The organism is Lactobacillus sp. ESL0230, from assembly GCF_003692805.1.
Classification (GTDB): domain Bacteria; phylum Bacillota; class Bacilli; order Lactobacillales; family Lactobacillaceae; genus Lactobacillus; species Lactobacillus bombicola.
In genome coordinates this window covers 272,082-288,997 of the sequence record NZ_REHI01000008.1, presented here as the reverse complement: position 1 = coordinate 288,997, position 16,916 = coordinate 272,082, and the positions used below count along the sequence as shown (strand labels likewise).

The window sequence follows — 16,916 nt, the reverse complement described above, 5'->3', positions numbered from 1 at the left end:
AAGCCGTCCTTTAGTCAAATTTTGCTATTTTTTCAATATCGGCAACTTGAACTTTAGCCAAGTAGTCTATCAGATGCATACCGAACGTGCCAGGGCCAATTTTTGGATGGTCTTTAGCTAGTAATTCGCCAGTAGCTGCAAATACCAAGGTGGCAGTTTGAGCTGCTTCAAATGGATCAGCCCCAACTGATGCAAAAGCTGCCACAATACTAGATAGTACATCACCTGAGCCAACATGGGCTTGAAATAGCGGGGTGCCGTTGTAAACATGTGCAATCTTCTTGCCATTGCTGATTGTGTCTGTTGCACCACTAGCAATAACAACACAGTCCAATTTTTGAGCCGTTTTTTGGGTGATTTGGTCAAGATTACCTGAACCCGAACCGGCATCAATTCCTCGGGCATTCCATTCAAAACCCCCTAAAGCTGCAATTTCGCCAGCATTACCACGGATTATGCTAACTGGAAATCTGTGGAGGAGGTCCTGCGCTGTTTGCAGACGATAATTAACCGCTCCTACAGCGACAGGGTCAAATACGATAGGCTTTTTATCTTGGGTAGCTAAAGCGCCTATTTTTTTCATTTGGGCAATTTGCAACTGGGTTAAGGTGCCGAGATTAAGGGTAACGCTTGAAGCCATCTTAACCATTTCTTCGGCTTCGGCAATTTCCTTACTCATAATTGGTGAAGCACCAATAGCATTTAAACTATTAGCAACATCTTGAACGGTGACAAAATTAGCAGCATTTAAAACAACCGGATTTTTTTCTCGTAATTCATTGAGAATATTTAACTTCATTTCAACCTCCAACAATTGCACTAGCCTACTTGCGTAAATAAAAAGCTTTGACACTATCATGTGTCAAAGCTTAACGGTTATTGACACGTTCCTACGCAAGAATTAGCTTACAGGTTCAAAGGGTCTAGAACGTAGTTCCATCTCAGCCGCGATGGGGGCTCCCCTCGTGTTATCGCTTTCTATTATAATGATTTTTTCTGTTTAATACAATTAAAAATAGGCATAAAATAAGAATAAAATTAATAAAGTAGAAAAGAGGCAAATTAATGAGTTTCACGCAGCAATTGCATAAAGTAGCACAAAATATATGGCAAAAAAGTCTGGTGCATCCTTTCATTACAGAATTACAAAGTGGCCAACTACCGTTAACAAAATTTCGGTTTTATTTACTGCAGGATCGATATTATTTAGTTGAATTTAGTAAGTTCCATCATCTATTAGCTGAACAAGCAGGTAATCCGCAAATCAAACAATTTTTATTGCAGAGTGAAGCAGATCTTAAGGCTTGCGAATGGTCTGTCCGCAGTGATTTTTTTACGGAATTAAAAATTACTCCAATGGAAATTAGACAAACAGCGGTTGCGCCTACGGCGTATAATTATGTCAATCATATGTATCTGACACTCGAACGTGATGGCTTTGCCCCAGCAATCGCTGCAATTGTTCCTTGTTATTGGTTGTATCAAGAAATTGGGCAAAAATTAGCTGAAGTTGGCTCACCCGTAGCACTCTATCAAACATGGATAGATACTTATGATAGTGACTGGTATAAGGTCAATGTGACACATATTTTGCAATTAATAAATATTTTGGCTAGTCAAGCCACCGCAACTGATCGTCAAATGATGCAAACAGCTTTTATTCGCAGTAGCTACTACGAATTACAGTTTTGGCAAATGGCTTACGCAAAAGAGCAGTGGAAATAAAATATGTGCATTATTTATAATAAATTTTGGCAACTCGTTCAATTAAATTAGTTCCATATTCAAATCCATCAGCTGAAATCTCTAGTGATTTTTGAGTATAGTTTTGTTTAAAGCTTAATTTTTTATTATTATCTAACCAAACAATATGACTAATTTTTTGATTATTTGGCCAATTATTAAAAACAAGTTGACGAGCTTTTTCACCGCCTAAAATAACATTACTATTACCAATATTACCAAGATTATCAACGAAGAGATAACGACCTTTGATAAAATCATGAATGTTTGATGTTGAAGGATATGTTGGGTATTCATAATTAGCAGTACCGTAAATTGCTTCGTGATTTATTTTCATCCAATGACTTACAATTTCAAGTAATGATTGGCAATGAACATTCAATGAACCATCAAATTCTGGTCCAACATTAATTAATAAATTTGCGCCAACTTTGCGTGTATGGCATATTTGTTCAATTAATTGCTTAGCTGAGATATAGTTGAGATCATTTTTAGCATTTCCCCAGTGTTTATTTAGAGTTAATGATGTTTCTGCCGCTAAATAACGATTATCTTGAACATGGTGAACTATTTTTGGATTACCGCGTTCAAAAGTTATGACATCAACTTTTTTTCCTTCACTTTGCCCTTGCCTTTCTAGTCCGGTATTATTGATAATAATTGCCTGTGGCTGTAATTCTCTGATTTCTTGATATAATGTTTCTTCTTGCCAATTTGCTTGTGGTTTATTCCAATTACCATCAAACCAGAAACCACCGATTTGTCCATAGTTAGTACAAATCAGCCTGATTAATTTACGTAATTCTATTAAATACTCACTGAAGTTTTCATGATATTTAGTATTATTCCAGTCATATGTAGCGTAATAAATAAATGGTGCTATACCTTGTTTATGGCATTCATCAGTAAAAATTTTAATAATATCTTTTTTAAATGGGGTGTGGACACAATCAAAAGAATTAATACCTTTTGTATCGAATAAGTAGAAACCATCATGATGTTTAGCTGTCAGTACAATATATTTAAAACCAGCTTTTTTTGCTAATTTAACTAAATCTGTAATATTTTTTTCAATTGGTTTAAATTCTTGAAATGCAGATTGATAATTTTTGATTTTTAGGATATTTTGAGACCATTCACCTTGAGAGAATTTCGAATATAGTCCCCAATGAATAAATAACCCAATTCCCATTTTTTCAAAATTTTTAATTTTGGTTTCTATATGCATTATTTTTCCTTTAGTCAACTTAAATTATTAAACTGCAGGATAGTTTACTTATTTACAAGTTCCTGTTTTAGTTTGATTAATTCTAAATTGGTTTTAATTAATTCTGTTGCAAAATCAAGGAAACTTTCAGCCGTAATCATTTGGTCTTCTGCATGCATGTATAAAGGATCTATTTTGTTTTCACCTGTTTTAGCAAAAGACGATAAAACTTTAAAGTGAGCTTCTTGAGCCTGTTTTAACTCATTTTTAGCTAAATCTAATAAAGGTTGTGGATTTTCATCGCTATGTCGCGATTTAGTAATTGCTTCCATAATATTAGATTTTGCCTGTCCCGAGTGACTAATAATTTCAAAACTAATTTCTTCTAAATTTTCCATAAATTACTTCCTGATTCTTTAATAACTGTCAATATCAACAAATTTAAATTTATCCCATGGTTTGATAAAGTCGATAAATTGTAAGTCACGAGTTAATATATGTGCAACTACATTTTTTAAATGATCCTGATTATTCATTTCTTGTTTTACAATATTTAATTCGCCTTTGTACTGTTTAAAGTCATTATTTCCAATCGTAATCATACCGCGCCGCAACTTATCGACTGGATTATTAATTGGTAAATCATATTGGTTATATTTTAGTTTGACAAAAGTAGAACGTATGGCATAACTGTTAATATCCCCACGATTAAAATGTAGGTTATTTAACACAATTTCTTTTTCCAATTCAGTTGCTGTTGAACTAAATTTAATAAAAAATTGGGGAATATTTGAATCTAATTTTGCTATTTTTTCTAATTCAGCATCACTTGCAAATGAATTACCTATAATAATATCATCAATTAATTGAGTATTAATTAAGTACTGTGCCTGTTGTTCAATTGGTAAGTCTCTATGAATTTCCAAAGTTGGTAATCCAGCATTGTAGGGATGAGGACCAATTTCAGCTGTTGGTGAGGAAATAAAAGCAGCTGTGCGTATTCCTAAATCATGATATTTTTTAGTTGTATGTAAGAAATATTTCGTGTCCAATCCGGTATAACGTTGTGGGTAAAAATTATGACAGCCAATAATTCTTTTTTTAACAGGGCTATAACTTATAATATTTGCTAAATTACCTGTGTCATTACTAATATTTACTTCTATTGTTAGCTTTTCGGGATTGTAAGTCATGACTGATTCAGGCATGCCATCAAAGTTTGAATCTAGTCGAACTATATCAGCACCTAATTCTTTAAAAAAAGAAAGGTCATTGTAGCTGACATTTAATTGGTCGAATAGCCCTGGATTAACATCTAAGCTAACCCACATTTTCTGTTTTTTAGCATGAGATAAAACTATTTTAAATCGATTTAGAATTTCACTGCAATCACCAGTCAATTCTAGTAGACTAGTAAAAATACGCTTGTATCCTAAAGTAGCAGCGCGATCAATATAATGAATGCAATCATCAACGTTACTTTTATTTGGGTAAACCGAGATTCCCTTCATTAATTTTCTCCTTGTTCTAATTTTAATTGATTATTGTCAAACATTTTAAAGAAGGGATAATAGATGACTAGTGAAATTAAAATATTAATAATACACAGAACGATTGCCCGCCAGTCAAATCCTGTAGCCATCCATGCACCGATTGGTCCAGGTAAAGTCCATGGTGCAACTGCAGTAGTATAAGCAACTAAGTGAAGTTTCATTGCTACATAGGTTACAGCTGCCATTGCTGTAGGTGCTAAAACAAATGGAATTGCAAAATAGGGATTCATAATAATAGGGATGCCAAATATTAGGGGCTCATTAATATTAAAAATTGAAGGAACAATGGTCACTGCCCCCATTGTTTTACTAAATTTTGATTTACCAAATAAAAGTAAGAGTATGGCTAATGACAGTGTTGCCCCTGCTCCGCCAACCCAGACAAACCACTGGAAAAATTGTTCAGTCATAAAGTGTACTGGCGCCTGGTTATGAGCAACTGCAGTTACGTTAGCATTAAGGTTCGCATACCAATATGGATAAAGAATCGGTGTAGCGATAACCATTCCGTGTACACCAAAAAGCCAAATTAAAGTTATCAAAAGAACCGGAACAATGGCTGATAAGAAAGTATCCCGACCAAAATAGCCAATTGGGGAAAAGATCCAAGTCAAAATGCCATTGATATCTAATTTAAAGATTTCTTTGAGAACAAATGAAATAACTATGATTACAATGCCTGGGAATAATGCACTAAAGGATTTTCCCACAGCTGCTGGTACACCATCTGGCATGGTAATCACTAAATTTTTTTCATTAAAAAAGCGGACAATTTCAACAGTAAAAATTGCGCAAAGTATAGCAGTAAATAACCCTTGTGCGCCCATGTTTGCAATTGATACATAAGTACCTGGAGCTATTCCACCCTTAGGCTTATCCAAAACAAGAGGTTGAATTGCTAGGATGAAAAAGGACATTTCAGCCAGTACTCCAGTAGAGATTGGATCAATTTTATAGTATTTAGATAAATGTGCTGTAATAGAAAAAACACAATAAATAGCCATCAAATTAATTGAGTAGTACATTGGTACTGACAAAATTGAGGAATATGGTTGAATGAAAGTTTTCCAGGAATCAATAGGTAAGTTAAGTAGTATTGTAAAAAATGAACCAATGATTGAAACAGGAATGATGACGGACATACCGTCTCTAATAGCAGTCAAATAACGATTATTTGCTATACTTCCCATTTTTTCTGAAATAGAATCAAAATTCATTATTCTGTCTCCTTAGCAATTAAATCATATAATTTACCTACTCTCGCAGGGTTATACATGGTCATAGGAATTAGAATGAATTTGGTATGATGGCGCTCTGCCTCTGCTTCAAAATCCTTCTTTTTAAAAGATACTTGTGGAGCCAGTAGTATAAATTGATAATCTGTACTATTTAAGTTATCAGTAACTTTGTCAATACTAGTTTCTTGAACATTCCATTTTTGATTGTGTTTAGCTGCCTCTTTGGTTAAAGTAGTTGCAAGAAGTGATGAGCTCATTCCGCCACCACAAGCTAATAAAATATTCATAATTTTTCCTCCTTTTAAATAAAATGAATCGTTTCAAATTACAATCAAATTATAAGCGCTTGCTTCTATAAAAGCAAGCGCTTTCTAAGTGTGTTTAAAAAAATTGTTACAATAAACTATTTGATAGTCCTTATTAGTAGTCAGGCTTTCTAGACGGTTTATTAATAACTTACCCGCTGTTACCCCTATTTTTTCAACTGGTTGTTCGATTGAATTTACATCTGGATAAAAGATGTCATTAACAAAAAAATGATCATAGACTAGGAATTCAATTTTTGGTTGCTTCTTAATTTTGAGATAAGCTTTCATAGCTCCTAAAGACATATAGTAATTAATAATAAATATTGCGTCTAAGTTAACCGTGTTTATTAGTTGAGTAAAGCCTTCGTAGCCTGACTGAATTGTATAATCTCCTTGCCAAATATATTCAGATTTAATTGTTATACCATTTTGTTTTAACGCACTCTCGTATCCTCTTTGCCTTTTTTGTGAAATATAATTTTTGGGTGATCCAGCAATGATACCAATATTCTTATAACCCTTGTTAATCAGGTAGTTTACGCCAGTCTTAGAAGAATCATAATTATTAACTACAACTACATCGGAATTAATTCCTTGAATTGGAGCATCAATAGCAACAATTGGAATATTATTTTCAACAACCTTTTGAAGCATGGGAGTAGAGTGGTCTTGATGAAAAACTATTATTGCATCAATAGAGCGGTTGAGTAGAAAATCTATTTTTTGCTCAAAACGTTCTTTATCATCATGATAGTCACAAACAATAATACTATAACCAAATTTTTCAACATAAGTTTCGATTGCAGAAACAATCGACATTGAGAAAAAATCAGTTAACTGATTTATTACAATACCAATTGACATTGTTTTATTTTTTTTAAGGCCACTAGCAATGATGTTTTGATGATAATTTAATTGCTTCATTGCTTTCTTTATTCGTTTAGAAGTGCTCTCTCGCTGCTGTTTGCCATTTAAGTAATTTGAAACAGACCCAATTGAGACTCCTGCTAAAGCTGCAACATCTTTTATTGTAGACATTATAAATCCTTCTTTGGAGATACATAATAAAAATACCCGAATATTTAAATGCAGGTATTATTTTAATATACAGAATTTTTTAAAATTAAACTTTATTTTAACTTATTGAGCCGCAAGTCGTTTTTCATGCCGAGCCAAAATCATATCAACAATTGCTTGGGCGACATTAAGGTTTTTTAATAATGGTCCATGAGAATAAGTACCAATAAAGTTATGATAACGTAGCCCTTCGACTTTATCTTGGGGGTTATTACCATAACCTTCAATCATTTTGCCTAAAGGATGCAGTTTTTCTTTATCATCAAAATATGTTTGTCCTGAATGGTTTTCAAAGGCACTAACTTCACCCCAGTCGCTCAGATACCTAGTATCACCAATCATTCGCTTATCTGACTTAAAAACGGTGTGGAAGGGTAAGATATCTAGTCCTTTAATTGTAATGCCAGAATTAGTTTTGTAATAAGTACCAACTAATTGATAGCCCCCACAAACACCTAACATTGGGCCGTCACTATTGATATAGTTGGTTAAAGTATCTTTATGACGTGGTAAGTCTTTGGCAACTACAGTTTGTTCAAAATCTTGGCCACCACCAAAAAAAACAAAGTCATAGTCAAAAGCGTCAAAGTTATCGTTTAAAGAAATATTATCTATTTGAGTTGTATAATTTTGTTTTTTTAGTAAATAGCGAATAATTTTGACATCACCAGAATCACCATAGGTATTCATTAGGTCTTCGTATAAGTATGCAATTTTAATTGATTTATCTGCCATTTTATCTCTACCTCTATTCTTTGGTTAAAGTATATCCTAAAGGTAAAGCGTGAGCAAAAGATAATTATTCAATATCTTCTTGGGCAGCGAAATGATTAATTGGACCATATTTTGAGCCAACTTCAATTGGATGAGCGATTGCTTCATAAGTAAAATCTTTAGCAATTTTAACACTGTCAATAATTGACATTTTTTTGGCAAGTTCAGCAGCAATAACTGCTGATAGGGTATCGCCTGTGCCGTTAATTCGTTCAGTATTAATAAACGGTTTAGTAAATTCATAAACCTGACCGTCAGCAGCCAGCAGTAGATCGGTTACTTGGGTTTGGTAAGGACTATCGTGGCGCCCCTTCATTAAAACATTCTTCGCTCCCATTGCTTGTAACATTTTTGCCCCCATCAGCACTTCTTCTTTTGAATCCAAAGAAAGCCCTGTTAATTTTTGTTGTTCATAAAAATTAGGTGTAATGATATCAGCAAGTGGTAGTAGTTCATCTAAGAAAGCTTGGTAAGCGTCATCGTCAAGCAGGGTATTGCCATGTTTAGTCATAATAACAGGATCAATGACAATCTTACCCATATCATATTTACGCAAGTTAGCTGCAACGCAAGTAATAATTTCTTTATTAGCCAGCATTCCAGTTTTAAGAGCTGAAATTGCAAAGTCATCATTTAGAACATCAAATTGCTTTTGAATAAATGAAATGGGCATTACTTCTTGGGCATAGATTCCCGTGGTGTTTCCAGCAACAGCGGCAGTTAAAAGCCCCATACCATATACTTTTCGGGCATAAAATGAATGTAAATCTGCAGTCATTCCAGCACTACCATCACTATCATTTCCTGCAATTGTCAGAGTAATAATTTCTTTTTTCATTATTATGTAATCCTCTTTTAAATAAAAGTTTTATGTTCACAGTATAACTTAAAAAATAAGGACAATGCTATAATTATTTCTTGTAAAAGCAAGGTGGGGTAGTAAAATTATGATGAACCGCTTTCTTATAGAAAGGACAATTTATGGCGAAAAATTACATTATGGCAATTGATGAAGGAACAACCTCAACGCGGGCAATGATTATTGACCATCAAGGTCGAAAAGTTGCTTCTTCACAAAAGGAATTTCCGCAATATTTTCCACAACCAGGTTGGGTTGAGCACAAAGCAGAGGAAATCTGGCATGCAGTTCAAACTACAATTGCTAATGCGATTATTAATTCAGGAATTCGTCCAGAACAGATTAAAGGTATTGGCATTACTAATCAAAGAGAAACAACGGTAATTTGGGATAAAAAGACTGGTAAACCAATTTATAATGCAATTGTGTGGCAATCTCGTCAGACAACTAAGTTGGCTGAAAAATTGAAAAATGCTGGGTATAGCAAATTAATCCATAAAAAAACCGGTCTAATTATTGATCCGTATTTTAGTGCTACCAAAATTCGTTGGATTTTAGATAATGTTGCAGGTGCACAGCAAAAAGCGGAACAGGGTGACTTGCTTTTTGGGACGATTGACAGTTGGTTGTTGTGGAAATTAACGGACGGTGCAGTTCATGTGACCGACTATACGAATGCTTCCAGAACAATGTTATTTAATATCCATGATTTAAAATGGGATGAAGATATACTTGAATTGTTAAATATTCCTAAAAAAATGTTGCCAGAGGTTAAATCTAATTCTGAAATATATGGTTACACTAATTCGTATACTTTTTTTGGTGGCAAAGTACCAATTTGTGGTATTGCTGGTGACCAGCAGGCGGCTCTTTTTGGTCAATTGGCTTTGAAAAAAGGAATGGTAAAAAACACTTATGGAACTGGTTCATTCATTGTAATGAATACTGGTGAAGAACCGACTGAATCGGATAATAATTTATTGACGACTATTGCTTATGGACTTAATGGTCAAATTAACTATGCTCTTGAAGGCTCTATTTTCGTTTCAGGGAGTGCTATTCAATGGTTGCGCGATTCAATGAAATTGGTTAAAACAGCAGCTGAATCTGAAACAGCAGCTAAGTTATCCAAATCTGAAAATGAAGTTTATGTTGTGCCAGCATTTACTGGCTTAGGTGCTCCATATTGGGATTCGGCAGCCCGTGGGGCAGTTTTTGGGGTTACACGTGGAACAAATCGTAATGATTTTATTAAGGCCACACTGCAGTCATTAGCCTATCAAACTAGAGATGTAGTTGATACAATGCAGAGAGATTCAGGAATCAAAATTCCAACTTTACGTGTAGATGGAGGCGCATCAAATAATGATTATCTTTTACAATTTCAAGCTGATTTATTAGGAATTAAAATTGAACGCGCTCAAACATTAGAAACAACTGCTTTAGGCGCAGCCTTTTTAGCAGGGCTGGCAGTAGGATATTGGAAAGATCTTGATGAATTAAAAGATATATTTGTTGTGGGCAAAACTTTTGAATGCCAAATGGTAGAGGAAGAACGCAACCGCTTGTATCAAGGATGGAAAAGGGCGGTTAAAGCTACGCAAGTTTTTGCTCATGGTGAAGAAGCATTGAACAAGTAGGAAAGAGTGAGTAAGTTGGCACACAAACGAATCATTAAATTAGATGGACCACTAAATTTTAGAGATATTGGTGGCTATCAAAATGAAAATGGACAAACAGTTAAATGGAATAAAATTTATCGCTCAGATTCGCTCAGCTCTTTAAGCGCAAGTGATCAAAAAAAATTAGCCCAATTGTGGATTACTACTGATTGTGATTTGCGTTCGCAATACGAAAAAAATACTGCGCCAGATATTTTATGGGCAAATGTCAAGTTGATTGATATCCCTGTATATGCTGAAGTCGGGGCCGATAAATCAAAGGAACATTATAATTCTCAGTTTTTGGGTCAACTACCCAGTCTAAATAACAATTTTATGGGTCGAATTTACCAGCAAACTTTACTTAATGCACATAGTCAGACGATGTTTGCTAAAGTATTTGCTGAACTTTTAACCTTACCCGAAGAGGAAGCCTTAGTATATCATTGCAGTGCTGGTAAAGATCGAACCGGTATGGTGTCAGTCTTAGTGTTAATGGCTTTGGGAATTGCGGATGACACAATTGCCCGCGATTATCTGTTAACTAACCAGCTTTACGATTTCGCGGTTTCGCGTCAGCTGCCCAGTAATGATGAGATTTCCCAAATGGTCGCTAAGATGAATGTAACTAAGGGGGAAGGAATTGCAATTAAAGGCATTACCGAAACCATTCGTCAGGGCTGGGGTGACTTTGCTACCTTTTTCAAAAAAGAATTAGGCTTTAGTATCATGGATTACCAGCAGTTACGAAAAATGTATTTAGTATAGAGTTAGTTTTAATATAAAAAAACTTCTAATATAAATTAGTGAAGTATACTGCAATTAAAACCAAATCTTGCTTAGCGCTGCAATTATGATTAATAAGAACAGAATTGTTAAGCAAATAATAATTGTGCTTAATGTCCTAGTATTTTGAAAAAAACTAGGCTGTGTAATTAAGCTAGTTTGTTTTTGAGGGGCAATTGTTTTATGACCTTTATCAGTTACTAGGGTTATTTTTCTTGTTTGCTTAGATTCCTGCTTGCCGGTAAGTTCTGCTGCCAATAGATTCTTGCTAGTCGCCTTTGCTTTGCCGATTAGTTCTCCTTGAGCCACTGTACGGTGAGCACCATAACCATATTTAGAAGTATTGAAATCAGAACAAGTAATTAGGGTAAGTAGTCGCTTTTTTTGTACATTATTTTCTACTTCGACTTGGGTTGGTTTAATAGTAAAAGATATGTTTTGAATACGATAAGCATAAATATGATGTAAGTCGGTCACGTAGACTATGTCGCCCGCTTTAGCGAGGTGTAAGTTGTCTAAAACAGCTCCACCATAAGTTCCCATATAGTGCCCAGCCAGAACGTAATTATTCTGTCCCCCCATAATTCGCTCAGGTAGACAAGTTACTACGCCATAAGCTAAATTTTGATTATGACTACCATAGCCTGCAAATAAAGGGGTATGGATGTTAACGGCCGGTATTGCAATTTGGCCAATGGCATATGCTTTTTTGTGTCTAGAAGTAAGTAAACGCTTAGTAGTAATTGATTCAGTCTTACTAGCATCATAAGTTGTTTTATGTTGTTTATTTTGATCTGCTTTTTTAGCTGTTAGCTTGGAACTGGCCTGTTCAGCATTTAATTGAACCAAGTATGAGTTTCCTAAACCAGAACCAAAAAAGATTAGAGCAACTCCTGAATAAAATAGTAGCCCACTAACTAATAAGCGGATGGAGGCCCATAGTTTATTTTTAGCTGAATAATTTTGCTTTTTTTTAGTCATATAATTATCCTTTTTTAAAAAATAAATTTCTTTGCATGTACTTTATATTAAAATAGATACTTTGACAAACTACAAGACTATAAGTAATTGCAATGCCAAAAATCAAAACTTTAAATAACAAATAATTGTTGAAATCGCTTTAACAATGATGTATAATCTTTTAAGTAAATAAGTGTGTTACTGATTCGATCAGGCATTAACCTATGAACAACAAGTTTTTCATGCTGCTCATAGGTTTTTTTATTGAAGTAGGAGTAAGCTGAGTGAAATTTATTAAAAATTTTAACAACAATGCTGCTTTAGTGTCAGATGAATTTGATGTTGATTGGGTAGTAATTGGTAATGGAATTGGTTTTGGCAAAAAGCCGGGCGATTTTGTTGATGAACAAAAAATAACGCGACGTTTTGTTGCTGTTGAAAAGAACATTAAAATGATTGATAGTGTTAAAGATATCGATTCGCGGACTTTGGCACTAACTACTGATGTTATCAATTTAGTATCAATCAAATTAAAAGTAAAATTTTCTGATTACCAATATTTAGTTTTAGCTGATCACATTGATTTTATGCTTAAAAGGACAGACGAAGGCTTTACTTTGGGTCCGGATACGCTCAGCTGGGAAATAAGGAAACTTTTTCCTAAAGAATATACTGTTGCAAAAGAGGCTTTAGCTTTAATTGAACAAAAAACTAACTCTTCTTTTCCTAAATCAGAAGTAGCCTATCTTGCTTATCACTTTATTAATGCCAGTTCTAAGCAGACGAGACTCCAAGATACTGTCAAAATTACTAAACTAATTAGTGGCGTAGTTGAAATAATTGAGTATCAATATGGTATGCAATTAGATACGGAGTCTTTCAATTTTAATCGCTTTATGACCCATTTACGTTCGTTTATGGTGCGTCACCTTTATCAAATTAATGATGAAGATAATGGTAGTGAATTAGATCAGTCTCTATTAGAATTGATGAAGGTAAAGTACAAAAAGTCATACGAAACAGTTTTGAAAATTGGCACTTATTTACTTAAACAGGCCGGTTGGAAATTACAACCTGATGATGAAGTTTATTTAACACTCCATGTTTGGCGGGTAACGCATCGACAAGGAGACAGTAAAGCTAAGGAATCAGAGTAATTTTAAATATTAGTTTGTACGGTGTGTTACTGTTTACAGGCATTAACCCGAGAACGTAAAGAAAAGTCTATTGCAATGATGCAAGGGGTCTTCTTTAGGTTTGCGGGTTTTTATTTTGTTGTTTTTATTAGGAGGATCAGATGGCTTACGAAGAATTAAGTCGAGAAATTATCGCCAATGTTGGTGGTAAAGATAATGTCGCTAGCGTGGTGCATTGTACGACACGTTTGCGTTTCAAATTGAAAGATGAGAAAAAGGCAAATGACGAAAAGATGAAAGCGACTGATGGAGTACTTTCATTAGTTAAATCTGGGGGGCAATACCAGGTAGTTATTGGTAATAATGTTGCCGATGTTTATGATACTTTAATTAAAGTCGGTGGCTTTAGCGATGGCGGTGCAGTTAGTGATGATTATGTTGATAACAGTAACATGAGCATCGCTGATCGTTTTATTGATTTGATTTCTGGTATCTTTAACCCTATTTTAGGACCACTTTGTGCAGCCGGAATGATTAAGGGTTTCAATGCAATGTTTTTGTCTTTTGGCTTAGTAACAGCCAATTCTGGGACTTACATGATCTTGAATGCCATTGGTGACAGTTTATTCTACTTCTTGCCAATCATTTTAGGTATTTCTGCAGCTAAAAAGTTTGGGATTAATGAGTATCTAGGAGCGACAATAGGAGCTGCTTTGTGTTACCCAACTATCGTAGCTATGGCTGGTAGTAAAACAGCACTCTTTACGGTTTTCAAGGGCACAATTTTGCAAGCTCCAGTCCACATGACTTTCCTTGGAATTCCTGTTATTTCGATGAATTATACTTCATCAGTTATCCCAATAATTTTAGCAATTTGGTTTGCTTCAAAAGTACAAAAAATTGCGCGTAAGATTATTCCTGATGTGGTTAAAACTTTCTTAGTACCATTTGTTGTTCTTTTGATTACTGTACCGGTTACTTTTTTAGTCATTGGACCAGTGGCTACGTGGGCAGGTAATGCAATTGCTGCAGTTATTAGTGCTATTTACAACTTTAGTCCAATTTTAGCTGGTATTTTAATGGGTGCTTTCTGGCAAGTCTTTGTAATCTTTGGTGTGCACTGGGGCTTTGTTGCGGTGATGATGACTAACATTGCCGCTATGGGCTTTGATCCAATTGTTGGTCTATCGCTGGCAGCTTCATTTGCGCAAACTGGTGTTGTTTTAGCAATGATTTTCCAAACTAAGAATGAAAAAACTCGTAGTATCGCTATTCCAGCTTTTGTATCTGGTATTTTTGGGGTAACTGAACCAGCTATTTATGGACTAACACTTCCACGTAAAAAGCCATTTATTATCAGTTGTATTGCCTCTGGTATTGGCGGTGGACTAATTGGTATGTTTGGTACAAAGCTCTATATCATGGCTGGAATGGGCATCTTCTCAATTCCAGGTGCAATTGGTAAAAATGGTGTTGATGGGACAGTTTACGGCTTAATGATTGCTATGGCTGTGGCAACTGTCTTAGGGTTCTTATTACAAATGCTCTTTGGAAAAAATAGTGTTGATGCTCCAAGTGATGGTCAAGCTGCAAACAATACTGATTTAGCAGCTTCAGCAGCTCAAACTGAACCAGTTGTCAAAACTAGCGCTACAGCGATGAACCAAGCTGAAACTTTAGTTGCGCCTTTAGCAGGTACAATTGTGCCGTTAAATGAAGTTAAGGATGAAGTTTTTGCTAGTGGTTCAATGGGTAAAGGAGTCGCTATTGAGCCTAAGGAAGGTAAAGTTTGTGCACCATTTGATTGTGAAGTAGCAATGGTGTTCCCAACCGGACATGCAATTGGTCTTAAATCAGCAAAAGGCGCTGAGGTAATGATTCATATTGGAATGGATACGGTTGAATTAGATGGAAAAGGTTTTAAAATATTAGTTAAGAAGGATCAAGCTGTTAAGGCAGGTGAACCTTTGATTGAATTTGATATGGCGGCAATTAAGAAGGCTGGCTATCCGGTAACAACACCAATTGTTGTTACTAATTCAAATAGCTATCAAGATGTTACAGTTCTAACTAGTGGTAATGTGACCTTTGGCGATCAACTACTAGATTTGAAATAATTAGTAAAGAAAGAAGTAAAAGAAGTATATGATGACTACAAATAATTTTCCTAAAGACTTTTTATGGGGCGGTGCTACTGCAGCTAACCAATTAGAAGGTGCTTATCAAGAAGACGGTAAAGGTCTATCCGTAGCTGATGTTTTACCTGGTGGTAAGGATCGAATGAAGATAATCGCTTCACCAGATTTTGACTTTTCAATTGATGCAAAGCAAGTCTATCCTAACCACATTGGTATAGATCATTACCATCATTTTAAAGAAGATATTGAATTGTTTGGTGAAATGGGCTTTAAGTGCTACCGTTTTTCAATTGCCTGGTCCCGAATTTTTCCTAATGGGGATGAAGAAACACCTAACGAAGCAGGTTTGAAGTTTTATGATGCCGTAATTGATGAATGTTTAAAGAATCATATTGAACCAGTTATTACTATTTCGCATTATGAAATGCCGCTACATTTAATTAAAGAATATGGTGGCTGGAAGAATAAGAAGTTAATTGGTTTCTTTGAAAACTTTGCTCGAACTGTTTTAACTCGTTATCAGGATAAAGTTAAATATTGGATGACTTTTAATGAAATCAACAGTGCAGCTCATTTTCCAATCATGAGTCAGGGCTTAACTGTAAGTAATGGTGCCTTAGATAAGAAGAACGTTTATCAAGCCTGGCACAATCAATTTGTTGCTAGCTCAAAAGCAGTTAAAATTGGTCATGAATTGGATCCAGAAATGAAAATAGGTTGCATGATTCTTTATGCGACAACTTATAGCTACGATTCAAATCCTAAGAACCAATTGGCTACTTTGCAAACTAATCAAGCTAATAATTTCTTCTGTGCTGATGTGCAAGTACGTGGCCATTACCCAGCATATACGAAGAGTTTGCTAGCCCGTCAAGGGGTTCAATTATCTGATATTGACTACACTGACGAGGAACTAGAATTATTAGCCAAATATCCAGTTGATTATATTGGCTTTAGCTACTACATGTCATCTGTTGTTGATGTAACACATGAAAATCAAGAAACGGCTAACGGCAACTTAATGGGTGGTGTTAAGAATCCATTCTTAGAGTCAAGCGACTGGGGTTGGCAGATTGACCCAGCTGGTTTAAGAATTGCGCTTAACCAATTATCTGATCGTTATGAAAAGCCATTATTTATTGTGGAAAATGGTTTAGGAGCAGTCGATAAACCTGATGAAAATCATTATGTAGCTGATGATTACCGCATTGATTATTTGCGTGAACACATCGAAGCTATTTCTGAAGCAATTGCTGATGGTGCTGATGTAATGGGTTATACCCCTTGGGGCTGTATTGACTTAGTCAGTGCTTCAACAGGTGAAATGTCCAAGCGTTATGGCTTTATCTATGTTGATGAAGATGATCAAGGTCAAGGAACGTTTAACCGTTTCAAGAAGAAGTCATTCGATTGGTATAAGCAAGTTATCTCCACTAATGGAGCAGATTTAAGCTAATAAATTTATAATTTAGGAGT

Annotated in this window: 16 protein-coding genes and 1 riboswitch; of the genes, 6 read left to right on the top strand and 10 right to left on the bottom strand. The window is 35.0% G+C overall.

The window, feature by feature from the left end; translation table 11 throughout:
* Nucleotides 1–10: 10 nt before the first annotated feature.
* Entirely contained in the window at nucleotides 11–799 is a 789-nt protein-coding gene (gene thiM, locus F5ESL0230_RS07865) for a hydroxyethylthiazole kinase (RefSeq protein ID WP_122022306.1), read from the bottom strand.
* 71 nt (nucleotides 800–870) lie between these two features.
* Nucleotides 871–974, bottom strand: a riboswitch (TPP riboswitch).
* Nucleotides 975–1,065: 91 nt separating this feature from the next.
* On the opposite strand from thiM, the gene tenA reads away from it, so the two are divergent.
* Nucleotides 1,066–1,725 carry a thiaminase II gene (gene tenA / locus F5ESL0230_RS07860; RefSeq protein ID WP_122022305.1) on the top strand — a complete coding sequence of 220 codons (660 nt, stop codon included), beginning with the start codon at nucleotides 1,066–1,068 and terminating at the stop codon, nucleotides 1,723–1,725.
* Nucleotides 1,726–1,735: 10 nt separating this feature from the next.
* On the opposite strand, the gene F5ESL0230_RS07855 is transcribed toward tenA, so the two are convergent.
* The 8 genes from F5ESL0230_RS07855 to thiD form a co-directional block, all read right to left on the bottom strand.
* On the bottom strand, nucleotides 1,736–2,971 hold the full coding sequence (locus F5ESL0230_RS07855; RefSeq protein WP_122022304.1) for an alpha-L-fucosidase: 1,236 nt from the start codon (nucleotides 2,969–2,971) through the stop codon (nucleotides 1,736–1,738).
* A gap of 44 nt (nucleotides 2,972–3,015) precedes the next feature.
* Entirely contained in the window at nucleotides 3,016–3,348 is a 333-nt protein-coding gene (locus F5ESL0230_RS07850) for a PTS lactose/cellobiose transporter subunit IIA (protein ID WP_122022303.1), read from the bottom strand.
* Nucleotides 3,349–3,366: 18 nt separating this feature from the next.
* Nucleotides 3,367–4,461, bottom strand: coding sequence for a DUF871 domain-containing protein (locus tag F5ESL0230_RS07845; RefSeq protein ID WP_122022302.1), 1,095 nt, complete (start codon nucleotides 4,459–4,461; stop codon nucleotides 3,367–3,369).
* Nucleotides 4,461–5,720, bottom strand: a complete 1,260-nt coding sequence (locus tag F5ESL0230_RS07840) for a PTS sugar transporter subunit IIC (protein ID WP_122022301.1) — start codon at nucleotides 5,718–5,720, stop codon at nucleotides 4,461–4,463. The genes F5ESL0230_RS07845 and F5ESL0230_RS07840 overlap by 1 nt, the downstream gene beginning before the upstream one ends.
* Nucleotides 5,720–6,028: a PTS sugar transporter subunit IIB gene (locus F5ESL0230_RS07835; protein ID WP_122022300.1), complete on the bottom strand. Its 309-nt coding sequence runs from the start codon at nucleotides 6,026–6,028 to the stop codon at nucleotides 5,720–5,722. Before F5ESL0230_RS07835 ends, F5ESL0230_RS07840 begins: the two co-directional genes overlap by 1 nt.
* Before the next feature lie 84 nt (nucleotides 6,029–6,112).
* On the bottom strand, nucleotides 6,113–7,087 hold the full coding sequence (locus tag F5ESL0230_RS07830) for a LacI family DNA-binding transcriptional regulator (protein ID WP_122022299.1): 975 nt from the start codon (nucleotides 7,085–7,087) through the stop codon (nucleotides 6,113–6,115).
* Nucleotides 7,088–7,189: 102 nt separating this feature from the next.
* Nucleotides 7,190–7,861: a type 1 glutamine amidotransferase gene (locus tag F5ESL0230_RS07825; protein WP_122022298.1), complete on the bottom strand. Its 672-nt coding sequence runs from the start codon at nucleotides 7,859–7,861 to the stop codon at nucleotides 7,190–7,192.
* Between the two features lie 64 nt (nucleotides 7,862–7,925).
* Complete coding sequence (thiD, locus tag F5ESL0230_RS07820; protein WP_369931604.1) at nucleotides 7,926–8,738, bottom strand: bifunctional hydroxymethylpyrimidine kinase/phosphomethylpyrimidine kinase; 813 nt, start codon at nucleotides 8,736–8,738, stop codon at nucleotides 7,926–7,928.
* A 143-nt stretch (nucleotides 8,739–8,881) separates the two neighbouring features.
* On the opposite strand from thiD, the gene glpK reads away from it, so the two are divergent.
* Complete coding sequence (glpK, locus tag F5ESL0230_RS07815; RefSeq protein ID WP_122022296.1) at nucleotides 8,882–10,399, top strand: glycerol kinase GlpK; 1,518 nt, start codon at nucleotides 8,882–8,884, stop codon at nucleotides 10,397–10,399.
* Between the two features lie 15 nt (nucleotides 10,400–10,414).
* Nucleotides 10,415–11,188, top strand: coding sequence for a tyrosine-protein phosphatase (locus F5ESL0230_RS07810; protein ID WP_122022295.1), 774 nt, complete (start codon nucleotides 10,415–10,417; stop codon nucleotides 11,186–11,188).
* Between the two features lie 54 nt (nucleotides 11,189–11,242).
* Here the strand turns inward: F5ESL0230_RS07810 and F5ESL0230_RS07805 are convergent, their stop codons facing one another.
* Nucleotides 11,243–12,187 (bottom strand): class A sortase, encoded by a 945-nt coding sequence (locus tag F5ESL0230_RS07805; protein ID WP_122022294.1) that lies wholly within the window; start codon nucleotides 12,185–12,187, stop codon nucleotides 11,243–11,245.
* Nucleotides 12,188–12,450: 263 nt separating this feature from the next.
* Between F5ESL0230_RS07805 and F5ESL0230_RS07800 the strand changes: the two genes are divergently transcribed.
* From F5ESL0230_RS07800 to F5ESL0230_RS07790, 3 genes are all read left to right on the top strand, one after another.
* Complete coding sequence (locus F5ESL0230_RS07800; protein WP_090092606.1) at nucleotides 12,451–13,323, top strand: PRD domain-containing protein; 873 nt, start codon at nucleotides 12,451–12,453, stop codon at nucleotides 13,321–13,323.
* Nucleotides 13,324–13,463: 140 nt separating this feature from the next.
* The gene (locus tag F5ESL0230_RS07795; RefSeq protein WP_122022293.1) at nucleotides 13,464–15,419 is read left to right on the top strand and encodes a beta-glucoside-specific PTS transporter subunit IIABC; all 1,956 of its coding nucleotides are present in this window, start codon (nucleotides 13,464–13,466) and stop codon (nucleotides 15,417–15,419) included.
* A 28-nt stretch (nucleotides 15,420–15,447) separates the two neighbouring features.
* The gene (locus tag F5ESL0230_RS07790; RefSeq protein ID WP_122022292.1) at nucleotides 15,448–16,896 is read left to right on the top strand and encodes a glycoside hydrolase family 1 protein; all 1,449 of its coding nucleotides are present in this window, start codon (nucleotides 15,448–15,450) and stop codon (nucleotides 16,894–16,896) included.
* Nucleotides 16,897–16,916: the final 20 nt, after the last annotated feature.

What these genes read in the sequence shown, in the direction of transcription:
- thiM (WP_122022306.1), bottom strand. Translation starts at nt 799, where the DNA reads ATGAAGTTAAATATTCTCAATGAATTACGAGAAAAAAATCCGGTTGTT.
- F5ESL0230_RS07830 (WP_122022299.1), bottom strand. Translation starts at nt 7,087, where the DNA reads ATGTCTACAATAAAAGATGTTGCAGCTTTAGCAGGAGTCTCAATTGGG.
- glpK (WP_122022296.1), top strand. Translation starts at nt 8,882, where the DNA reads ATGGCGAAAAATTACATTATGGCAATTGATGAAGGAACAACCTCAACG.
- F5ESL0230_RS07805 (WP_122022294.1), bottom strand. Translation starts at nt 12,187, where the DNA reads ATGACTAAAAAAAAGCAAAATTATTCAGCTAAAAATAAACTATGGGCC.
- F5ESL0230_RS07825 (WP_122022298.1), bottom strand. Translation starts at nt 7,861, where the DNA reads ATGGCAGATAAATCAATTAAAATTGCATACTTATACGAAGACCTAATG.
- F5ESL0230_RS07840 (WP_122022301.1), bottom strand. Translation starts at nt 5,720, where the DNA reads ATGAATTTTGATTCTATTTCAGAAAAAATGGGAAGTATAGCAAATAAT.
- F5ESL0230_RS07790 (WP_122022292.1), top strand. Translation starts at nt 15,448, where the DNA reads ATGATGACTACAAATAATTTTCCTAAAGACTTTTTATGGGGCGGTGCT.
- F5ESL0230_RS07850 (WP_122022303.1), bottom strand. Translation starts at nt 3,348, where the DNA reads ATGGAAAATTTAGAAGAAATTAGTTTTGAAATTATTAGTCACTCGGGA.
- tenA (WP_122022305.1), top strand. Translation starts at nt 1,066, where the DNA reads ATGAGTTTCACGCAGCAATTGCATAAAGTAGCACAAAATATATGGCAA.
- F5ESL0230_RS07835 (WP_122022300.1), bottom strand. Translation starts at nt 6,028, where the DNA reads ATGAATATTTTATTAGCTTGTGGTGGCGGAATGAGCTCATCACTTCTT.
- F5ESL0230_RS07845 (WP_122022302.1), bottom strand. Translation starts at nt 4,461, where the DNA reads ATGAAGGGAATCTCGGTTTACCCAAATAAAAGTAACGTTGATGATTGC.
- F5ESL0230_RS07855 (WP_122022304.1), bottom strand. Translation starts at nt 2,971, where the DNA reads ATGCATATAGAAACCAAAATTAAAAATTTTGAAAAAATGGGAATTGGG.
- thiD (WP_369931604.1), bottom strand. Translation starts at nt 8,738, where the DNA reads ATGAAAAAAGAAATTATTACTCTGACAATTGCAGGAAATGATAGTGAT.
- F5ESL0230_RS07795 (WP_122022293.1), top strand. Translation starts at nt 13,464, where the DNA reads ATGGCTTACGAAGAATTAAGTCGAGAAATTATCGCCAATGTTGGTGGT.